The organism is Flavobacterium sp. (assembly GCF_050696275.1).
Lineage (GTDB): Bacteria > Bacteroidota > Bacteroidia > Flavobacteriales > Flavobacteriaceae > Flavobacterium.
On sequence record NZ_JBOGUT010000014.1, the window covers coordinates 14,294 to 33,361 of the forward strand.

The window sequence follows — 19,068 nt, forward strand, 5'->3', positions numbered from 1 at the left end:
TTTATATTTTAATTTTTTTAATTCTGATTATTATTTACTTACACCTACTGTTTCTGTAGCCGCTACAACGATAGTATCAGCTTTTTTTGCCTGAACCGGAGCAGAAACAGGAGCGTTCTCAGCACCTTTAGCCGCTTTATCATCATTAATTGCTTTAACAATCGTTCCTTTTCCTTTTAACCAATTTTGAAAATCCTGTGGAGTATCAACTACAATTTTCATTTGCATGTTATAGTGAGAAGCACCACAAATTTTATTACATAACAAAAGATAGTCAAAAGTATACGGGTCTAATCCTTGTTTGCCTTGAGCTACTAATTCAGCAGTTTTCTTAGCACGAATTTTATTAATATTCGCAACTTTTTCAACCATATCAGCATCCTGACGCATTTCGTCTGTAGTATAGATTGGTTTAAATGCAAATTGAGTTACCATACCAGGAACACAGTTCATTTGCGCTCTAAAATGTGGCATAAAAGCCGAGTGCAATACGTCTTGTGAACGTAATTTGAACAATACTTTTTTCCCTTTAGGAAGATGTAATTCTGTAACTGCAATATCATCTTGTGCATTAGGATCTGTAACATCAACACCCATTGTGTTTACACCTTCAATCAAACGAACATTTGCTTTACCAAGAACGTTGTCCTCACCTGAATAACGAGCTTCCCAGTTAAATTGTTTTGCATATAATTCAACAACTATAACATCTTCGTCTTCATCAACAAACATGATATTTGTCCAAGTATACAATCCGTAAAGAATTAAAACTGCAAGAACAATAACAGGAATGATTGTCCAAACAAACTCTAGCTTATCGTTATCGGCAAAATACAAAGCTTTATTTTCTTTTTTCCCTCTGTATTTGTAAGCAAAATAATGAAGTAATGCCTGCGTAATAGCCTGTACAAAGAATACAATTCCAAAAGAAATCCACATTAAGTTGTCATAATCAGCTCCATGTTCAGAAGCCGGATTACTCAAAACAAAGTGACCCCATTTAAACAATCCATAAATAATAAAGACATATAGGAACGCAAGAAAGCCGAACATCAAATATCCTTGAATATTATTATCATTATCAGTCGCAACTTGGGAATCATCCTTTTTATTGCCAACTTGAGTTAAGTCGAAGATTTTAGTCATTTGCCAAATAGCAACTGATAATAGGACTAAAACTATAATAACCAACAAACTTGTCATCTGTTTTTGTATTTAAATATTAATAATGAAAATGCTTACTTTCTTCAACAAGCGGATTACCTTTTGGCAATAATGGTTCTTTTGTAAGTGCTGTAAAGACAACAAATATGAACAATCCCGCAAAGAATGCTATTGAGCTGATTTCTGAAAGACCTATAAACCATTGATCACCAACCGTTGCAGGATAAATCATGTTATGGAAATCTAAATAATGTCCTGCTAGAATAACGATTCCAGCCATACTGATAATCCAAGGCACACGTTTAAAATCAGTGTTGATAAGGATAAGAATAGGGAATACGAAATTCATCACAACCATTCCAAAGAAAGGCAAATTATAATGTTCAATTCTGAATTTAAAATAAACTACCTCTTCAGGAATATTAGCATACCAGATTAACATAAATTGAGAGAACCATAAGTAAGTCCAGAATACTGAAAATCCAAACATGAATTTAGCTAAATCATGAAAATGACTATTATTCACATATTCTAAATAACCTCTTGATTTTAAGTACAAAGTAACTAATGCAATTACAGTAACTGCACTTACAATAAAACTAGCAAATACATACCATCCGAATAAGGTACTAAACCAGTGTGGATCTACTGACATAATCCAATCCCAAGACATCATTGATTCTGAAACCAAGAAGAATGCTAAGAAACCAGCAGATAATTTGAAGTTTTTCTTGTAGTAAGTAAGATCGTTTGTTGCATCTAAAGCCAAACCGTTTTTTCTTGAAAAATGACGGTACAAAATCCAACCACCCATAAATATTGCTGCTCTTATTAAGAAGAACGGCACATTCAAATAACCGGATTTACTTTGAAGCAACTTATCTTCAGCTACAACTGACTCATCCATCCAAATAAATAAATGATTGAAATGCAATCCAGATAAAACTAATATAACATAAACTATTATAGCTCCGGGAACCAGGTATGAAGTGATAGCTTCCATTACTCTAAAAAGCACTGGAGACCAACCTGCCTGTGCAGCTTGTTGAATTGCATAGAAAGCCAACACTCCTAATGAAATTAACATAAAGAATAAGGCAGCAACATAAAATGCAGCCCATGGCTTGTTTTGCAGCTGATGTAAAACATGCTCTAAATGCTCTTCATGTTCATCTTGCTCAGCTACTTCATGTCCTTTTGCTTCTGCTTCATGTTCTTTTACTTCTACTCCATGAGCTGTTTTTGCAACTTCAGCAGCAGGAACTTCCGCTTTAACAACCGAATCAGAATGTGTTTCCGCAACAGCATTTGAATTCTTAACAGCTTCAGTAACATGTGCTTCTTCAGCATGTTCAGCAGGTGCTGCTTCGGCAGCATGTGCTGGTGCTGCTTCGTGAGCGCCTTCAACGTGATGACCACCATGACTATCAGCAGCAAGAATTGCTTCTACATCTTTAGTATTTTTTGGTGCAGTGAAAAAACCAACTCCAATACCCAATGCTCCTAAAACCATTAGGATAAGAGATAAGTTTTTTAATTTGCTTGAAAATGTATACATAACTTATAAATAGAGTGTTTTACAATTATAATTCAGATCTAAGTTTTAAAACATAACCTGTAACTTGCCATCTTTCTTTTTGCGATAGTTGATTAGCATGTGAACCCATAGCATTTTTTCCATAGGTAACTACGTGAAAAATACTTCCTTCGGTAACTTGTCTGTCTTTGTAACTAGGAACTCCAAGGAATTTTTCTCTTACTGCCAATTTTCCTTTTCCATCCCCTTTTTCACCATGACAAATTGCACAATAAATATTGAACAATTCTTTTCCTTTTTCCATGTTAACAGGTAAAGAATCCAAAGGTGATTTTAAATTTAATTTTGCAGCTTCGTACCCTGCATCCGTATTTGGATACTCATAAGGCACAAAACCTCTTTTGATAGAACCTTGAGCTGGCAATTGCCCTTCTTTTCCATTTTTGAAAGCTGCAGATTCAGAATAAGTTTCATATCCTGTCGATTCATACATGTTTGGAAAAAACTGATAATTCGGTTTTTTTGTATCTTGACATGAAAACAGCAATGAAGACAACCCCATTAAAACTGCTAGTGTATATACTTTTTTCATAGTTCTGATTAATGCTTTTCAATTACTTTAACTTCTACAGCACCTGTGCTTTGTAAAAATGAAGTTAATTCACTTTCATTATTATTTACTGCCACTTCCATTAAGAAGTGATCATCAGTTGTTCTGACATCTGGGTTTTCAGCTACTTTAAACGGCCATAATTTACTTCTCATATAGAATGTAATAACCATTAAGTGTGCTGCAAAAAATACCGTTTCTTCGAACATAATTGGCACGAAAGAAGGCATATTCTGAATATAGCTGAAACTTGGCTTACCTCCAATATCCTGTGGCCAATCCTGAATCATGATATTATTCATCAACCATGTTCCGAAAGACAATCCTGTTAACCCGTAAAGAAATGCGCAAATAGCGATTCTTGTAGGTGCTAACCCCATAGCTTTATCTAGTCCGTGAACTGGAAATGGAGTATAAACTTCTTCAATATGGTGATGCGCTTTTCTAGTTTGCTTTACAGCATCCATCAAAACATCGTCATCATTATATAGTGCATGTATTACTTTATTACTCATGACTTATTAGTGATTATCGTGATTATGACCTTCTTTTTCTCTTTCTCTTTTGTAATTCTCTCCTGATGATTTCAAGATTGTTTTTACTTCCGCCTGAGCAATCACAGGGAATGTTCTTGCATAGAGTAAAAATAATACAAAGAAGAATCCAATAGTACCGATAAAGATACCTATATCAACAAACGTCGGCTGAAACATTGTCCATGAAGACGGTAGGTAATCACGGTGTAACGAAGTCACAATGATCACAAAACGCTCAAACCACATACCTATATTTACAACGATAGAAATAACAAATGAGAACATGATACTGGTTCTTAGTTTTTTGAACCACATAAATTGCGGAGAGAAAACGTTACATGTCATCATCGCCCAGTATGCCCACCAGTAAGGTCCGGTTGCTCTGTTTAAGAAAGCATATTGCTCATACTCTACTCCAGAATACCATGCTACGAAAAGCTCTGTTATGTAGGCACAACCTACGATAGAACCCGTAATCATGATTACAATATTCATTAATTCAATATGCTGAATTGTAATATATGCTTCAAGATTAGAAACTTTTCTCATAATGATCAACAATGTATTTACCATTGCGAATCCTGAGAAAACCGCTCCTGCAACGAAGTAAGGAGGGAAAATAGTTGTATGCCATCCCGGTATTACCGAAGTAGCAAAGTCCATCGATACAATGGTATGCACAGAAAGTACAAGAGGAGTTGCCAAACCTGCCAAGACCAAAGAAACTTCTTCAAATCGTTGCCAGTCTTTAGCTCTACCACTCCATCCAAAACTCAAAATAGTGTAAATTCTTTTTGTAAACGGAGTTACAGCTCTATCTCTTAACATTGCAAAGTCAGGTAACAAACCAGTCCACCAGAAAACTAATGATACTGAAAGATACGTTGAGATTGCAAATACGTCCCAAAGTAAAGGTGAGTTAAAATTCACCCATAATGATCCGAACTGATTCGGGATTGGCAATACCCAATATCCTAGCCATGGACGACCCATGTGGATAATCGGGAACAAACCTGCCTGAACTACAGAGAAAATTGTCATCGCTTCTGCAGAACGGTTAATGGCCATTCTCCATTTTTGACGGAATAACAATAATACTGCTGAGATTAGGGTTCCAGCGTGACCGATACCTACCCACCAAACAAAGTTTGTGATATCCCAAGCCCAACCTACTGTTTTATTTAATCCCCATGTTCCAATACCTGTGGTAATTGTATATATCATACAGCTCAATCCCCATAAAAATGCGGCTAAAGCGATATAAAAAACTGTCCACCATTGTTTATTGGCTCTACCTTCAACTGGTTTAGCTACATCAACTGTTACATCGTGATAGCTTTTATCACCAATAACTAAAGGTTTTCTAATGGGTGCTTCGTAATGAGACGACATAATCCTTTATCTTATTTCTTATTAATATTAATTTCTAACTTTTACGTGATAGAATACGTTTGGTTTTGTTCCAACGTGCTCTAACAAGTGATACATTCTTTTATCTTCGGCTAATTTAGCAACTTTACTTTCTTTATCGTTAACATCACCAAAAACCATCGCTCCAGAAGAACATGCATTTGAACAAGCAGTTTGGAATTCGCCATCTTTTACTAATCTTCCTTCTTTTTTAGCAGTCAAAATAGTAGCTTGTGTCATTTGAATACACATAGAGCATTTTTCCATAACCCCACGAGAACGAACGTTTACATCCGGATTTAATACCATACGACCTAAATCATCATTCATGTGGTAATCAAATTCATCATTTTGGTTATACAAGAACCAGTTAAAACGACGTACTTTATAAGGACAGTTGTTTGCACAGTAACGAGTTCCCACACAACGGTTGTAAGCCATATGGTTTTGACCTTGACGGCTATGTGATGTCGCAGCCACAGGACAAACAGTTTCACAAGGCGCATGGTTACAGTGCTGACACATAACCGGCTGGAATGCTACTTGAGGATTATCAGAAGGACTTTCCATTCCACGTAATGTAGAAAGAGAATCCATCAGACCTGAAGCATCTTCTTTAGTTTTATCATCCCCTTCAAAAGTATCCTCAGAAGAATAGTATCTGTCAATACGCAACCAGTGCATATCACGGCTACGTCTAACTTCCGCTTTTCCAACTACCGGTACATTATTTTCAGCATGACAAGCGATAACGCAAGCCCCACAACCTGTACAGGCATTTAAGTCTATAGAAAGATTGAAGTGGTGTCCTACTGTACGATCAAATGATTCCCATAAATCAACCGTAGTTGCAGCAACTTCTTTATGATCCAAAGATACAACCGGAATAACATTCCATTCTTTTGAATCTTTAGTATTGAATATTTCAAGGGACGTTTCTTTAATAATATCGCCACGACCCATCAATGTTTTTTGTAATTGAACACAAGCAAACTCGTGCTCTCCGCTTTCTTTAGCAATTGTTACGTTCTGAACATTGCTAAAGTTGTTATACAAAGTGTAAGCATTAACTCCCACCTGCATTTCTTCTTTCATAGAAGCAATACGTCCGTAACCTAAAGCGATACCTGCAGTTCCTTTAGCTTGTCCTGGCTGAATCATAACCGGAACTTTCTCCAATTTGACACCATTAACAGTTAAAGTTGCATAACTTCCGTTAAGACCACCATTAGCTACATTCCAGTTTTCCAATCCTAATCTTTCAGCATCAGCTTTAGAAACGGTTACATAATTATCCCAAGAAGCACGTGTAATTGGATCTGGGAATTCCTGTAACCAAGGATTGTTTGCCTGCTGACCATCTCCTAAACCGGTTTTAGTATACATTACTAATTCCAATCCGCTGGCAACAGGAGTAGCTTTTGCTAAAGTTGAAGCAGCACTGTTAAAGTCAGCTCCAGCTCCAGTTCCTGCAGAAATTGATTCATTTACAGCAACACCATCATGAACTAATTGATTCCATGATTTTGTTCCAACCCATGAAGTACGGATATAATCGTAGTATGATTGGGAACTACCTGTCCAAGACAACAAAGCATCTTGAAATTGAACTGTATCAAATAAAGGGCGGATTGTAGGTTGTGTAATTGCATAACTGCCTTTTACAATACTTACATCATTCCATGATTCTAAATAATGAGGAACAGCAACAGCTACTTTAGAAACTAAAGCTGTTTCATCTTCTTTCATCGTGAATGAAGCAGAAAGTTTCACTTTCTTCAAAGCTTCAGCAAATTCTTTTCCATTAGGTAAAGAATAAACCGGGTTAACAGCATTCATAATTAAAGTGTGAACAGCACCTGATTTCATATCAGCCAAAAGCTGTTTTACATCAGCGTTATTTCCTTTACGGATTTGACGTGTATTTGCTGTATTGAAAGCTTCACTGCTTAAGGCGCGGTTGATAGCTAAAACTAACAATTGCGCATTTTTATCTTCGATACCACACACCAAGACACCTTTACTTCCGGCAGCTTTTAATTGTTGTGCAGCTTTTGTTACCGCATCATCATTATCAGTTTTTGAAACTGAAACAGCTGCACCGGTAATAATATTGTATATTTTTACTAAAGCTAATTTTTGATTAGCTACAGTCATTGGCACACGTTTATCAGCAGCAGCACCTGACATTGTCATATTAGCTTCAAACTGAAAGTGACGCGACATTTTTCCGTTTTGAGGAATTCTTCCTTGAGCATATCCAGCATCAAAACCTCCTCCTTGCCAATCTCCTAAGAAATCCGCACCAACAGAAACAATCGTATTTGCTTTTGAAAAATCATAATCAACTAAAGCTCTTTCGCCATAAACCATTTGGAAAGCATCTAAAGCTTCTGAAGAAGAAACCGCATCATACACCACATGCTTTGCATTAGGGTTTAACGCTAAAAACTGCCCAATTAATCTATCCGTAGATGGGCTCGCAGAAGTATTAGTAAGTAAAACTACCTTACCTCCTTTCGCCTTAGCTTCGGCTACGCTAGCTTTAATTTTAGCATTTGCTTTTTCCCAAGATGCAACTACGTTTTCAATCTTAGATGTTTTCAAACGCATATTATCATATAATGATAACACAGACGCATGAACACGAGCATTGGCTGTAAAATTCGCACCGGCGATTTTATTATTTTCTATCTTAATAGGACGACCTTCACGGGTTTTTACTAAAATATTAGCAAAATCGAAACCATCCGCCACAGTGGTAGCATAAAAATCCGCTACTCCAGGGATAATTTCTTCAGGTTGAACTACATAAGGAATCGACTTATGCACTGGACCTTCGCAAGCTGCCAATGTAGCAGCTGCAGTACTAAATCCAACGTACTTAAGAAAATCACGACGTGTTGTAGAAGACGTAGCTAAAGTAGCCGCATCACCTAAAAATTCATCTGTTGGAATTTCTTCAACAAATTCGTTATTTCTAAGCGTCTCAACAATAGAGCTATTTTCGTTTAGCTCCTCAACACTTTTCCAGTATTTTTTGTTTGATGACATATTGTATATAAAAATTAGCTTCTTAGTATTCTATTAATAGTGACATTTACCACATTCTAAACCTCCCATTTGCGCTGCAGTTAACTTATCTACACCGTATTTTTTAGAAAGTTCTTCGTGAATTTTTTTGTAGTAATCATTTCCTTCGATCTTCACATCAGTCTGACGGTGACAGTTCACACACCAGCCCATTGTTAATGGAGAGAATTGTTTCATTACTTCAAAAGTTTGCACAGGACCGTGACATGTCTGACATTCAACTCCAGCAACAGTTACGTGTTGAGAGTGATTGAAATAAACGAAATCAGGCAAATTGTGAATTCTAACCCATTTTACCGGTTTTTGTTTTCCAGTATATTTCTGAGTTGTTTTATCCCAACCCACTGCGTCATATAATTTCTGAATTTCAGCAGTGTAGTACTCCTTAGTATAATCAACATATGTTGAATCTTTGTCACCTTGGAATTCAGAGATGTTTTTATGACAGTTCATACAAACATTTAATGAAGGTATACCTGCATTTTTACTTACTCTGGCTGAAGAGTGACAGTATTTACATTCAATACCATTATCACCGGCGTGAATTTTATGCGAATAATGGATTGGCTGAATAGGCGCGTAATTTTGATCAACACCAACCTGCATCAAATATCCGTAGATAAAGTAAGCACTTGTCAGCATCAATAACACTACAGAAACCAGTACTAAAAATTGGTTTCTTGCAAAAGCTTTCCAGATTGGTAATGATTTTGGCTTTTCAGCAACTTCAACACCATTTGACTTAGCTATTTTATTAAGCACATTGTTAACCATAAATAACATAGCCACCAAAATTGCCAAAATACCTGCTAATAATCCTAAGATCAAGTTGTTTGACAAACCACCTTCTTTTGAAGCTCCTTCAGCCCCAAGTTGAGGAAGCACAGTTTTCGACACTTCGATTTTGGTATCCGTGTATGCTAAAATATTATCAATATCCGCTTCTGACAATTGAGGAAAGGCTGTCATGTTAACCTTGTTGTTCTCATTGAAAACCTTTACAGCTTCTGCATCACCTGAAGCAATTAAAGCTGCACTGTTATGAACCCACTTATAAAACCAAGCTTTATCATGTTTTTCAGAAACCCCTCTCAGAGCAGGCCCGGTAGACTTAGAGTCAAGCTTGTGACAAGCGGCACAATTGGTATTAAACAATGTTTTACCCAGAACAGCATCACCACCAGCAGCAGGAGGTGCAGCCGTTGTAGCTGCAGCATCAGCCGCAGGAGCAGCTGGAGTTTGGGCAAAAGAACTTAAAGAAACGGATAATACAAACGCCAGACTTAGCGTTATTATCCTTGAAATCGATTTATGGTTTCCCACTTTTTTCATATATTAAATGATTATCATCTAAATTTGGCATAGTTTTTTCTACTGTTTTTGCAGCAAATACAATATGCCATTTAAAAAACTCCGACAAAAATACGACTTATGAACTATTCTCAAAACCTTAAATATATCTTAATTATTAATTTATATTTATTCTAAATAATATTTTTGATTTGTTTAATCAGTTAAAATGTACTTTTGCTAAAAAATATATTCATTATGAGAATTTTAAGTCTGCCGAAAGGTTTTACCTGTTTGATTTTCTTTCTTTTTATTACCTCAAATAGTTTTGCACAGGATGGGAAAACGAGTGTTAAACAAGATCCGAGGTTTGAACAGCTGTTAAATGAAAAACGTAAGATTAATTCGTCAATTACAGTTAATGACCGTTATAAAATCCAGATTTTTACCGGTGATAGCGAAACAAGTAAGAAGGCATTAACCGAATTTAGAAAAGCCAACAAGAATGTTGATGCCACAATAGTTTTCAACACACCTATATATAAAGTATGGATTGGGAACTTTAAAACCCGCATTGAAGCCGAAAAAAAGCTTTTGGCGCTAAAGAAAAAATACCCGAATGCTTTTTTAATAAAGCCAAATAAATAGCATTTGAATTATCGATTCGATTAGTTCGCTATTATAAAGAATGGAAAAAGCCTTGATTTTTGAAAGTCAGGGCTTTTTTGTTTGAAATACTTACAAAGTAAAATTTTGAATTAGAATATCAATGTATTATGTTTTAAAAAAACCTGAAATTAGACAATATATGACACCGGACAAAGCTTCAAACCCCTTGATGAAAAAAGCTTAAGCCAATGTCTAGAACTTGCCCAGTAGTGGAGTTTTTAATAATTAGTTCTAAAAGTAAGTAAAATATCAACTTAAATTTTCCGGTTAAAGAAAACTAAATGAGCTATTTCACTAAACCGTCTTAAGTTTCTTTTTCATTCAATATTTTTATTTTTGAAGTGTCAATTCCTTTTGTTAGCATCCACAAACACAATGATAATTCGCCAATAAAAATAGGAATGGCAAGATATATAAATAATGGATTTAAAAAGCCTTTTGAAAGAAACATTGTAAAACTATTTATTAAGTAACACAAACCTGCAATTGCGTAAAGTATTCCCAATATTCTTGGAATTAATTGTGATTTAAAAATCAGAAAACCTATTATCAAGCAGTAAAAACCAAAAAATACTAATCCAATTCCGTAGCCTTGTGCTTGAATATTTAGAGATAATAGCGAAAGTGAAGCAAGTTGTTTAGGCTCAAATGTGTTAAGATAAGTTTCGTTACTTAAAATTAAAAGTGTAGAAATTTGATTTAAAAGATTAACTGCAATAATTGCAGTTTGAATAATTACAAAAGCCAAAGCAGTTTGTACTAATAATTTATTTACTCGTTTGAAAAAATAGTAAATAATTAATATAGTAGGTAAACCGACAACAAAGTTGATAATATCCGCAACAAAACCCCAACGAAATAGCATTTCGTGTGCCTGAATGTTTTGAGCAGTTGCCAAAGCATTATTCGGCACTCTTAATACTTGTCTTACAAATACTTCTGAAAATAGTCCTGTTGCTATTACAATTAAATAGCACAAGCCTGCTATACGAGCCAAATTTTTATCTGTTATCATTTTTTTGTTGGTAGAATATAATTTTTAAAGAAATATGTCCAATGAATAAAAGGTATTGCCAATAAATGAAATTGCAGCATAACCTGGCCATAATTAACAAGTTACACCATCTACTGGTTCCCATTCTCTAATATGAGTTAAAACCTCTGTCCACGTAATCTAACCCATTACAAAAAAATAAGCGCAAAATACACTCTTAGAACATAAATATTTATTGGTCTTACTCCTTCAAAATTCTTGAAGTCTTGCTTAAATATATTTTTCGTTTTTTATGTTTATGAGTAAGACGATTGGAATTATATTTTGTTACATTTCAATATTTTACGGTATCTCGCAGCTTGACCGCCAACTTACTTATATGTCTGATTTCATCATGTATATGTCTTAAAAACAGCTAACTATATGCGTAATGTTATTTTAAATATACTAAACTTAATTCTAAATTCTAACTCCTTGCTAAATTAGTATGCCCAATTCAAAAAACATATTGATTTGTTGTACTTATGTTGCACCAAATTAATTTTAATTTAAAAAATATCAATAAAATTGATACCATTCAAAGCTTCTAATGCAAAAGGGCTGTTATCCGCTGACATGTTATGATATGTTATCACAATACTTTTTGTTAACAACTTTGTCACGCATTATCGCTTTATTATTAAAACTTCTGGATATGTTTCTAATAATATCACTATAATTATTTCCATTTGTCCATTCATAAAAAAATGGTTTAATAGAGACGCAATTATTATTTTCAAACAATGTATTTAAAAGAGTTCTATCAGATGTTCCACATGAATGTCCAAAGAGTAAAATTTGATACTTTCCAGAGTTAATAAACTGTAATAGATTTTTATAATTCTCAGTTTCAAGATATTTTATAGATTTAATATTATCTAGATAAACATTATTTTCTAACTTTTCTATTTCCTTATAATCATCATCTAGTTCATCACCAAAGCCAAAAATTATTGGATTTGAATGAGAAGTGTCAACGCTCCCATGTATATGGATAACTTCAACATTTTTATCTGTATAATTACCAAAATGGTCATAGTCATTTTTATTCAGATATAATCTTTCACTACTTGTATAATTAAAATTTAGAAATAATATTGATTCGGGTAATAAGTCAAAATAATCAACTGCTGTATCTGATAATAATAATTTTCGCAATTCCTGTTTTGTCCTTTTTGTGCTAATTCTTGAAATAAGTCTTTGTTTATCTGGGGCTATTTCTTCGAAAGTGATATTTCCATTCTCGAGGTCATCAATAATTGGTTTAATTTTATCGTATTCAACGTTCGCTTTTTCATTAATTGAATTCTCAGTGAAATCTCTTAATTTGAAAGGACAATAAATTTTTGGTCCAATATCATTAGTCACTCCTGTCAAAATTAATTTTTCTAAATATTCGTTTTCAACGTTTAATAAATATTCATTCAACTCAGTCTTAATAAATTCAAACTGTCTGTTTAAATCTTCTATACTAAATTTACTTTTTACAATTTTGAATGTCTCTTTGAGTAGCTGATAATATTCATTTTCTATATCAACCCAATTTTTAAGGTTTTTTTTATCAGTTATAATTTCTAAAAACCTATTGTTATAAGATATATTTTTCCCGATATACTGTAAACTTTTGACAAGGGCCTCATAGTTATGGCCTGGAAACCATTGACGTGGTACGCGAGAAACTGATATATATTTATTGCTAAAACTTGTATCAACCTCAGCAGCTTGTACTTCTTTACAGATTTTCTCCCATAAATAATCTATGAAGTTATGATAACTAGTTGGAAATTTATGGGCTAAATCAAATCCGTTACCAATTAAAATTATTCTATTCATAAAAAAGTAGTTTGAAAATATTGTTGATTAATGCTTGCTACTAACTCATAAATATACACAACTTACCTTATAATCTTCAAAAACTCAACGAACAACCCAATGCTCTTTCAAACCACTCCATCCAAAAGGTTTGAATATTTACCACAATAATCTTCATCCAAATTTCATTTTTGACACATATATGACACAAGTCAAAACAAAAAAAGAGTCTAATTGTTTGACAAGCAAATAATTAGACTCTTTTTGCAGAGGGGATGGGATTCGAACCCACGATACAGTTACCCATATACTAGCTTTCCAGGCTAGCTCCTTCAACCACTCGGACACCCCTCTGAATATTTTTGCAAATAAAAGAATAAAATAGTTCTGATAAAATTATTTTTGGAATTTAATTTCAATTCATTTCACCACGAAGCGAAGTTTCGAAAATGGTCTTAAAAACATTGTGCGCCACATTTTGCCCTAACAGGTACATTAATTTCGCTATAGCAGCCTCAGTTGTAATGTCTTTACCGGAAATTACGCCAATTTGTTTCAGCTGTGAACTGGTTTCATATTGACCCATATTGACACTTCCACCGGAACATTGCGTCACATTTATAATGTAAATTCCTTTTTTGACAGCACCTTCCAACGCATTCAAAAACCAATCTTCCGTGGAAGCATTTCCTGAACCATACGTTTCCAAAACAATTCCTTTCAATCCCGGTATTGACAAAATGGTTTTAACCACGTTTACATTCATACCCGGAAATATTTTTACGATAGCAACATTGTCATCAAACGCAGTATGAACATCCAGTTTTTTTGCTGAAGGTTTGACCAAAATAGCTTCATTCACTTTCAAATGCACTCCAGATTCGGCTAAACACGGGAAGTTAGGCGAAGTAAATGCATTAAAATGTTCAGCACTGATTTTTGTAGTTCGGTTTCCTCTATACAACTTGTATTCAAAATACAAGCAGACTTCAGCGACAACGGATTTGCCTTTTTGCTGTAACGAAGCCACCTGGATTGCTGTAATCAGATTTTCTTTGGCATCTGTACGCAAATCTCCAATAGGCAATTGAGAGCCTGTAAACACAACCGGTTTATCGAGGTTTTCCAGCATAAAACTTAAGGCAGAAGCGGAATACGACATGGTATCTGAACCGTGCAAAACTACGAAACCGTCATAGGCATCGTAATTTTCCTTGATGATATTGGCCATTTTTACCCATTCCTGAATATTCATATTGGAAGAATCAATAGGATTTTCAAAAGAAACGGTGGCAATATTACAATCCAGCAATTTTAACTCTGGTATGTTTTTAAGCAGTTTACTGAAATTGAATGCTTTTAAAACACCCGTTTCGAAATCCTTAACCATTCCAATGGTTCCTCCAGTATAAATCAGGAGAATATTAGGCTTAGACTGCGTCATTGTATTTCATTTTGTTTACTACCGGATTGGCATACATGGCAAGAAAACTTTCCTTCATCTGCTCGTTTTTACCATCAATACGCATTTCCAGTCGACGTGCAAAAAGCGATTTTTCCTGTTCTGTATATCGGTCCGAAAACTGGTCCGTTTTATGCAAAACGTCGTAAGCGATAAAGTTGGTTGGCCATAATTTATACGATTTCAGGATAGACACGTCGACAACCTGAGTTAAGGCCTGAATTTGTTTATTTGAATTTGAATTTTCAGCTTTTATTTCATCCAATTCCTTATCTAATATATCACCCACGTGGATATGAATGCCTTTCTTCTGACCTATAATACCACTAATGATGTTATTGAAATCTTCGTTAGATCCTTTTACATACCTTTCCTGATTGGCTTCAGCCATTAATTGCGGCATTTTCAGAGCGTCTGTCGGATCGTATTCGTATGAGATAGAAATAGGAACAATTTTGATTTCCTTAAAATAGTCAATTACATTTCTATTTCCGGAAGCCATAGCAAGCATTTTTAAGACACCTGAATGCGTGGCATCGTTACCATCTTTGGTTCTTCCTTCACGTTGTGCAATCCAGACAGATCGGTTTTCACGCAACAACAATTGCTCTATATATTCAGACATCAGATGAGAACTTTGCAGTAATTCCCGTGGAGGCAATCCCCTTTGCACTAGAAAATTCCTATTAAGTCTTGATAATGATTTCAGAAAATCTTTCTTCACCAGATTATCCCCTATCGCCGATGCAGTCATGACCAATCCATGATCAAAAAGCGCAATGTTAAGCAACGAGGTATCTAAAATAATGTCGCGATGATTGGAAATGAAAAGGTACGAGGTGTTTTGCTCCAACTTTTCGAATCCGGAAGTAGACAAGCCATCAGAACTTTTTTTAAGTACTTTTTGAATTGCTTCGTAAATAAAATTACATTGAAAATCGCGAATAGAATGCGTTTTGCTCAGCTGTGTTTTCCAAACTACCTCTTCAACATCAGGGAAAGTGAAATTCATCATCGCCTTCATTATCGGATGATTAATTGCGCTTTGCAAAGCCTGATTTACTTCGGCATCATAATACGGTCGAATGGCATCGAATTTTGACATTTCAGAGAATTTATTCCTACAAATGAACGAATTTTTTTTTAATCTTAGGTTAAGAAACCCTTACATTCCAAATACAGCCTTTGCGTTTTGAGTCGTTATACGTGCAACTTCCTCAATTGAAATAGTATAAATTTCGGCTAATTTTTGAGCTACGAGTGTTATATAACTGCTTTCGTTTCGTTTTCCGCGGAAAGGAACCGGTGCCAAATAAGGAGAATCGGTTTCCAAAACGACGTGTTTGATATCAATCTGGTTTAAAAACTGGTCAATCTTTCCGTTTTTAAACGTCACAACCCCTCCAATTCCTAATTTCATATTATAGGAAATCGCTTGGAGTGCCTGCTCATAAGTCCCGGAAAAGCAGTGAAAAATACCAAATAAATCATCTGATTTTTCCAATTCCAAAACCTCGAAAATTTCATCAAAAGCTTCTCGGCAATGAATATTTATAGGCAACTTGTATTTTTTTGCCCATTGAATCTGTCGCTGGAAAGCAATTTTCTGAATAGCCAAAGTTGTTTTGTCCCAATACAGATCTATCCCGATTTCGCCAATGGCGGCAAACTTTCTTTTGGCTAATTCTGCTTCAACATGAGCTAATTCTTCCTCATAATTTTCTTTAACATAACAAGGATGTAACCCCATCATCAGAAAAATATTTTCAGGATATGCGGCTTCTAAAGCATACATTTTTTGAGTATAGCTGGAATCAATAGCCGGAATAAAGAATCTGGAAACGCCTTTTGAAATGGCATTTTGAATCATTTCGGCTCTGTCTTCATGAAATTCTTCCGAATATAAATGAGTATGTGTATCTGTTAAAACCATCAAATTATAAGTGCTTTTTTTGGGCTGTAAAAATACGATTATTGCCGCTAGTTTTCACAGAAAAAACAAAACAGAATACTATTGAGAATTACTCCAGGGCTTTTAGCAATTTTTGGGCTTTTTCGAAATCTTCCGCATCCGAAGGAATCTGTTCCAATAGGGACTTACAAGCAGGAATTTTATGCTGCTTTAATTCCAAAAGTGCCAAATACCATGTTGCTTTGTCTTTATAAACCGAAGTGCCTTCTTTAATGTTATCCAAAAGAATGGCTGCTTTAGCGAAATCATTGGTTTCAATTAAAGCAATAGCATAGAAATACTGCAATTCCGGATTTTTCAGGTTGTCCACTTTTTCAAAAGCCATAACTGCATTTTTATACTCTTTGGCATTAAAAAAATCCTGGGCTTTTTTCAAATTCACATCTTCAATTCCGCGCTCTATGAAATAGGCATTCTCATGCTGGTTGTAATCTCCATATTCCGGATTGGTATTTTGCATCAGAAACCAGGTACCAAACAAGATTGTAATTGAAGCAGCGACAGCATATTGCCACGGTTTGAAAGAAATCAATTTTGACTTATCCTGTTGATTTTCAGAAAAATAATCTTTTGAAATTGATTTTAAGTTTTCTTTAAAATCATTGGTTTCCTCGGAAAATTTACTGTTTAAAAACTGTGTGGTTTCTTTATATGAATTGAAGTCCTCTCTAAACTTTTCGTCGTTTTGAAGTCTTAATTCAAAATCAGACTTCTCTTCAGGCAGCATTTCATTATTGAGATAATTTTCAAAGCCTATGTATAATTCTTCGTTCATGACGCTAGTTTTTAAAAGATTTGTACCTGTTCGATTGTTGAATCATTTCTGACAATTGTCCTGTGCAAAGTGATTTCTTCTTTCTCACATAACCGTAAGTTACATTCAGTTTTTCGGCTACGTCTTCCATGGTTTTAGACACAAAACTTAATTTGAGTAATTCCTGGCATTTTTCACCCAGCTTTTGAAACATCTCGTCGAACAACGACTGTTTTTCATCAAAAACTTCGGTTTGAAAAACCATATCCTGAACAGGTTCATCTATAGATACAAGATTTTCTGAAATTGTTACCTTCTTATTCGCTTGTTTTTTCAATTCATTCAGCCAGCGTCTTTTGCATAATAGAAAAAAATAAGCCTCAAAAGGGCACGTCAATTTTAATCCGGTTGTTTTGGCTTGATTGTAAATAATAATTAAGACTTCCTGAATAATATCCTGAGCATCGTCATCATTACCGCTATTATTTCTGATGTAATTCTTGATTTTTGGCGCAAATTTCTTGTAAATAACTTGTATCACGCTGGAATTATTTTGCAATAAGCCATCAATATACATTTGATCTGAGTGTAGATTTTTACCGGTCATGAATAACTATTAAATGGATAAAGTTAAAAAAAATAAAACTAATGGGTAACAAATTGAATCTCTAATTGATATATCTACAAACACGATAATTAATAACACAAAAAAATTAGAAATCATGAAATCAAATTTTAAAACAATCGGTCTTTTATTCTTCGGAATAATCACAATGACGGGATGCAGTACTAGTGATAATGAGAGTCAAATTACACATATTCCACCTTCATCTCAAGAATACAGAGCATTAAGTCAGGAAGCATTAGACAATCTGACTCAGAATTTCACCATGGTAGCTGAAAACGGAACGGCCACTTTTACCTCTTCAAAAGGAGTGAAAATCACAATAAACGGAAACTGCCTGACGCTAAACGGAAATCCTGTAACCGGGAATGTAGATGTTAAATTCATCGAAGTATTTGACAAAGGAACTATGCTAACAACAAACAAACCAACTTCGGGAAAAATGGCTAATGGAAATTTAGAATTACTGATTTCAGGCGGTGAATTTTATGTTAATGCTACAAAAAACGGACAACAACTTACCACAACCTGTAATATTCAATTGGAAGTTCCTGCCAACTTAACTGGCGGCGCTGATATGGGTATGGAATTATTTACTGGCTTTATCGATGCCAAAGGCGATTTAGAATGGAGAAAAAACAATCCAAATCCTGCAGGCGGAGGCGGAATTGATGTAGGTCAAGGCGGAACAGGAGGCTCAAGCTATTATGTAAGTTTTGGAAACTTCGGCTGGACAAACGTCGATAAATTTTATAGCGACCCAAGACCTAAAACTACTATTCTTGTTGATGCACCGGAAGGCTATGATTTTGACAACAGCGCAATTTACCTTTCTTACGATGGCGAAGGGCAAAATGCCTTAGCGAAAATGGATACTTATACTGCTGCAGGTTTATTCAGTGAACATTACGGACAAATTCCAGTTGGATTAGCTTGTCATATTATTTTCGTAACCGAAGAAGACGGACAATTCAGATACGGAATAAAAGCAGTTACAACTACTGCAAATGCTATTTACTCTTTTACACTTGCTGAAACTACATTGGGAACTGAAGCGCAACTCGTTGCTGCTATCAATGCCATTCAATAATTCAAATTAAA

The 19,068-nt window shown here is 34.8% G+C and carries 16 protein-coding genes and 1 tRNA gene; 2 read left to right on the top strand and 15 right to left on the bottom strand.

Features of this window, described 5'->3' with window-relative positions; translation table 11 throughout:
- Window positions 1–30: 30 nt before the first annotated feature.
- Genes ACRDEC_RS08785 through ACRDEC_RS08815 form a run of 7 tightly spaced genes read right to left on the bottom strand, consistent with a single transcriptional unit; the run spans window position 31 to window position 9,682 of the window.
- A complete protein-coding gene (locus tag ACRDEC_RS08785; protein WP_431497963.1) occupies window positions 31–1,203 on the bottom strand; it encodes a cytochrome c oxidase subunit II in 1,173 nt (390 codons plus the stop codon).
- A gap of 19 nt (window positions 1,204–1,222) precedes the next feature.
- Window positions 1,223–2,722 (bottom strand): quinol:cytochrome C oxidoreductase, encoded by a 1,500-nt coding sequence (locus ACRDEC_RS08790; protein WP_431497964.1) that lies wholly within the window; start codon window positions 2,720–2,722, stop codon window positions 1,223–1,225.
- A gap of 25 nt (window positions 2,723–2,747) precedes the next feature.
- On the bottom strand, window positions 2,748–3,293 hold the full coding sequence (locus tag ACRDEC_RS08795) for a c-type cytochrome (protein ID WP_431497965.1): 546 nt from the start codon (window positions 3,291–3,293) through the stop codon (window positions 2,748–2,750).
- A gap of 8 nt (window positions 3,294–3,301) precedes the next feature.
- Complete coding sequence (locus tag ACRDEC_RS08800) at window positions 3,302–3,826, bottom strand: DUF3341 domain-containing protein (protein ID WP_431497966.1); 525 nt, start codon at window positions 3,824–3,826, stop codon at window positions 3,302–3,304.
- 6 nt (window positions 3,827–3,832) lie between these two features.
- A complete protein-coding gene (gene nrfD, locus ACRDEC_RS08805; protein ID WP_431497967.1) occupies window positions 3,833–5,239 on the bottom strand; it encodes an NrfD/PsrC family molybdoenzyme membrane anchor subunit in 1,407 nt (468 codons plus the stop codon).
- 27 nt (window positions 5,240–5,266) lie between these two features.
- Complete coding sequence (locus ACRDEC_RS08810) at window positions 5,267–8,311, bottom strand: TAT-variant-translocated molybdopterin oxidoreductase (protein WP_431497968.1); 3,045 nt, start codon at window positions 8,309–8,311, stop codon at window positions 5,267–5,269.
- Window positions 8,312–8,344: 33 nt separating this feature from the next.
- A complete protein-coding gene (locus ACRDEC_RS08815) occupies window positions 8,345–9,682 on the bottom strand; it encodes a c-type cytochrome (protein ID WP_431497969.1) in 1,338 nt (445 codons plus the stop codon).
- 216 nt (window positions 9,683–9,898) lie between these two features.
- Here ACRDEC_RS08815 and ACRDEC_RS08820 point away from each other — a divergent pair, with 216 nt between their 5' ends.
- Window positions 9,899–10,288, top strand: a complete 390-nt coding sequence (locus ACRDEC_RS08820) for an SPOR domain-containing protein (protein ID WP_431497970.1) — start codon at window positions 9,899–9,901, stop codon at window positions 10,286–10,288.
- A gap of 325 nt (window positions 10,289–10,613) precedes the next feature.
- On the opposite strand, the gene ACRDEC_RS08825 is transcribed toward ACRDEC_RS08820, so the two are convergent.
- The 8 genes from ACRDEC_RS08825 to ACRDEC_RS08860 form a co-directional block, all read right to left on the bottom strand.
- Window positions 10,614–11,324, bottom strand: coding sequence for a DUF4386 domain-containing protein (locus tag ACRDEC_RS08825; protein ID WP_431497971.1), 711 nt, complete (start codon window positions 11,322–11,324; stop codon window positions 10,614–10,616).
- 597 nt (window positions 11,325–11,921) lie between these two features.
- Window positions 11,922–13,175: an AbiH family protein gene (locus ACRDEC_RS08830; RefSeq protein ID WP_431497972.1), complete on the bottom strand. Its 1,254-nt coding sequence runs from the start codon at window positions 13,173–13,175 to the stop codon at window positions 11,922–11,924.
- Between the two features lie 246 nt (window positions 13,176–13,421).
- Window positions 13,422–13,508 (bottom strand) — tRNA-Ser (locus tag ACRDEC_RS08835).
- A 61-nt stretch (window positions 13,509–13,569) separates the two neighbouring features.
- On the bottom strand, window positions 13,570–14,598 hold the full coding sequence (locus ACRDEC_RS08840; protein WP_431497973.1) for an asparaginase: 1,029 nt from the start codon (window positions 14,596–14,598) through the stop codon (window positions 13,570–13,572).
- Window positions 14,585–15,721 (bottom strand): 1-acyl-sn-glycerol-3-phosphate acyltransferase, encoded by a 1,137-nt coding sequence (locus ACRDEC_RS08845; protein WP_431497974.1) that lies wholly within the window; start codon window positions 15,719–15,721, stop codon window positions 14,585–14,587. The genes ACRDEC_RS08840 and ACRDEC_RS08845 overlap by 14 nt, the downstream gene beginning before the upstream one ends.
- A 60-nt stretch (window positions 15,722–15,781) precedes the next feature.
- Entirely contained in the window at window positions 15,782–16,549 is a 768-nt protein-coding gene (locus tag ACRDEC_RS08850; RefSeq protein WP_431497975.1) for a TatD family hydrolase, read from the bottom strand.
- Between the two features lie 88 nt (window positions 16,550–16,637).
- Complete coding sequence (locus tag ACRDEC_RS08855) at window positions 16,638–17,363, bottom strand: tetratricopeptide repeat protein (RefSeq protein WP_431497976.1); 726 nt, start codon at window positions 17,361–17,363, stop codon at window positions 16,638–16,640.
- Between the two features lie 4 nt (window positions 17,364–17,367).
- Window positions 17,368–17,883: an RNA polymerase sigma factor gene (locus tag ACRDEC_RS08860; protein WP_431497977.1), complete on the bottom strand. Its 516-nt coding sequence runs from the start codon at window positions 17,881–17,883 to the stop codon at window positions 17,368–17,370.
- Window positions 17,884–18,064: 181 nt separating this feature from the next.
- On the opposite strand from ACRDEC_RS08860, the gene ACRDEC_RS08865 reads away from it, so the two are divergent.
- On the top strand, window positions 18,065–19,057 hold the full coding sequence (locus tag ACRDEC_RS08865) for a hypothetical protein (protein ID WP_431497978.1): 993 nt from the start codon (window positions 18,065–18,067) through the stop codon (window positions 19,055–19,057).
- Window positions 19,058–19,068: the final 11 nt, after the last annotated feature.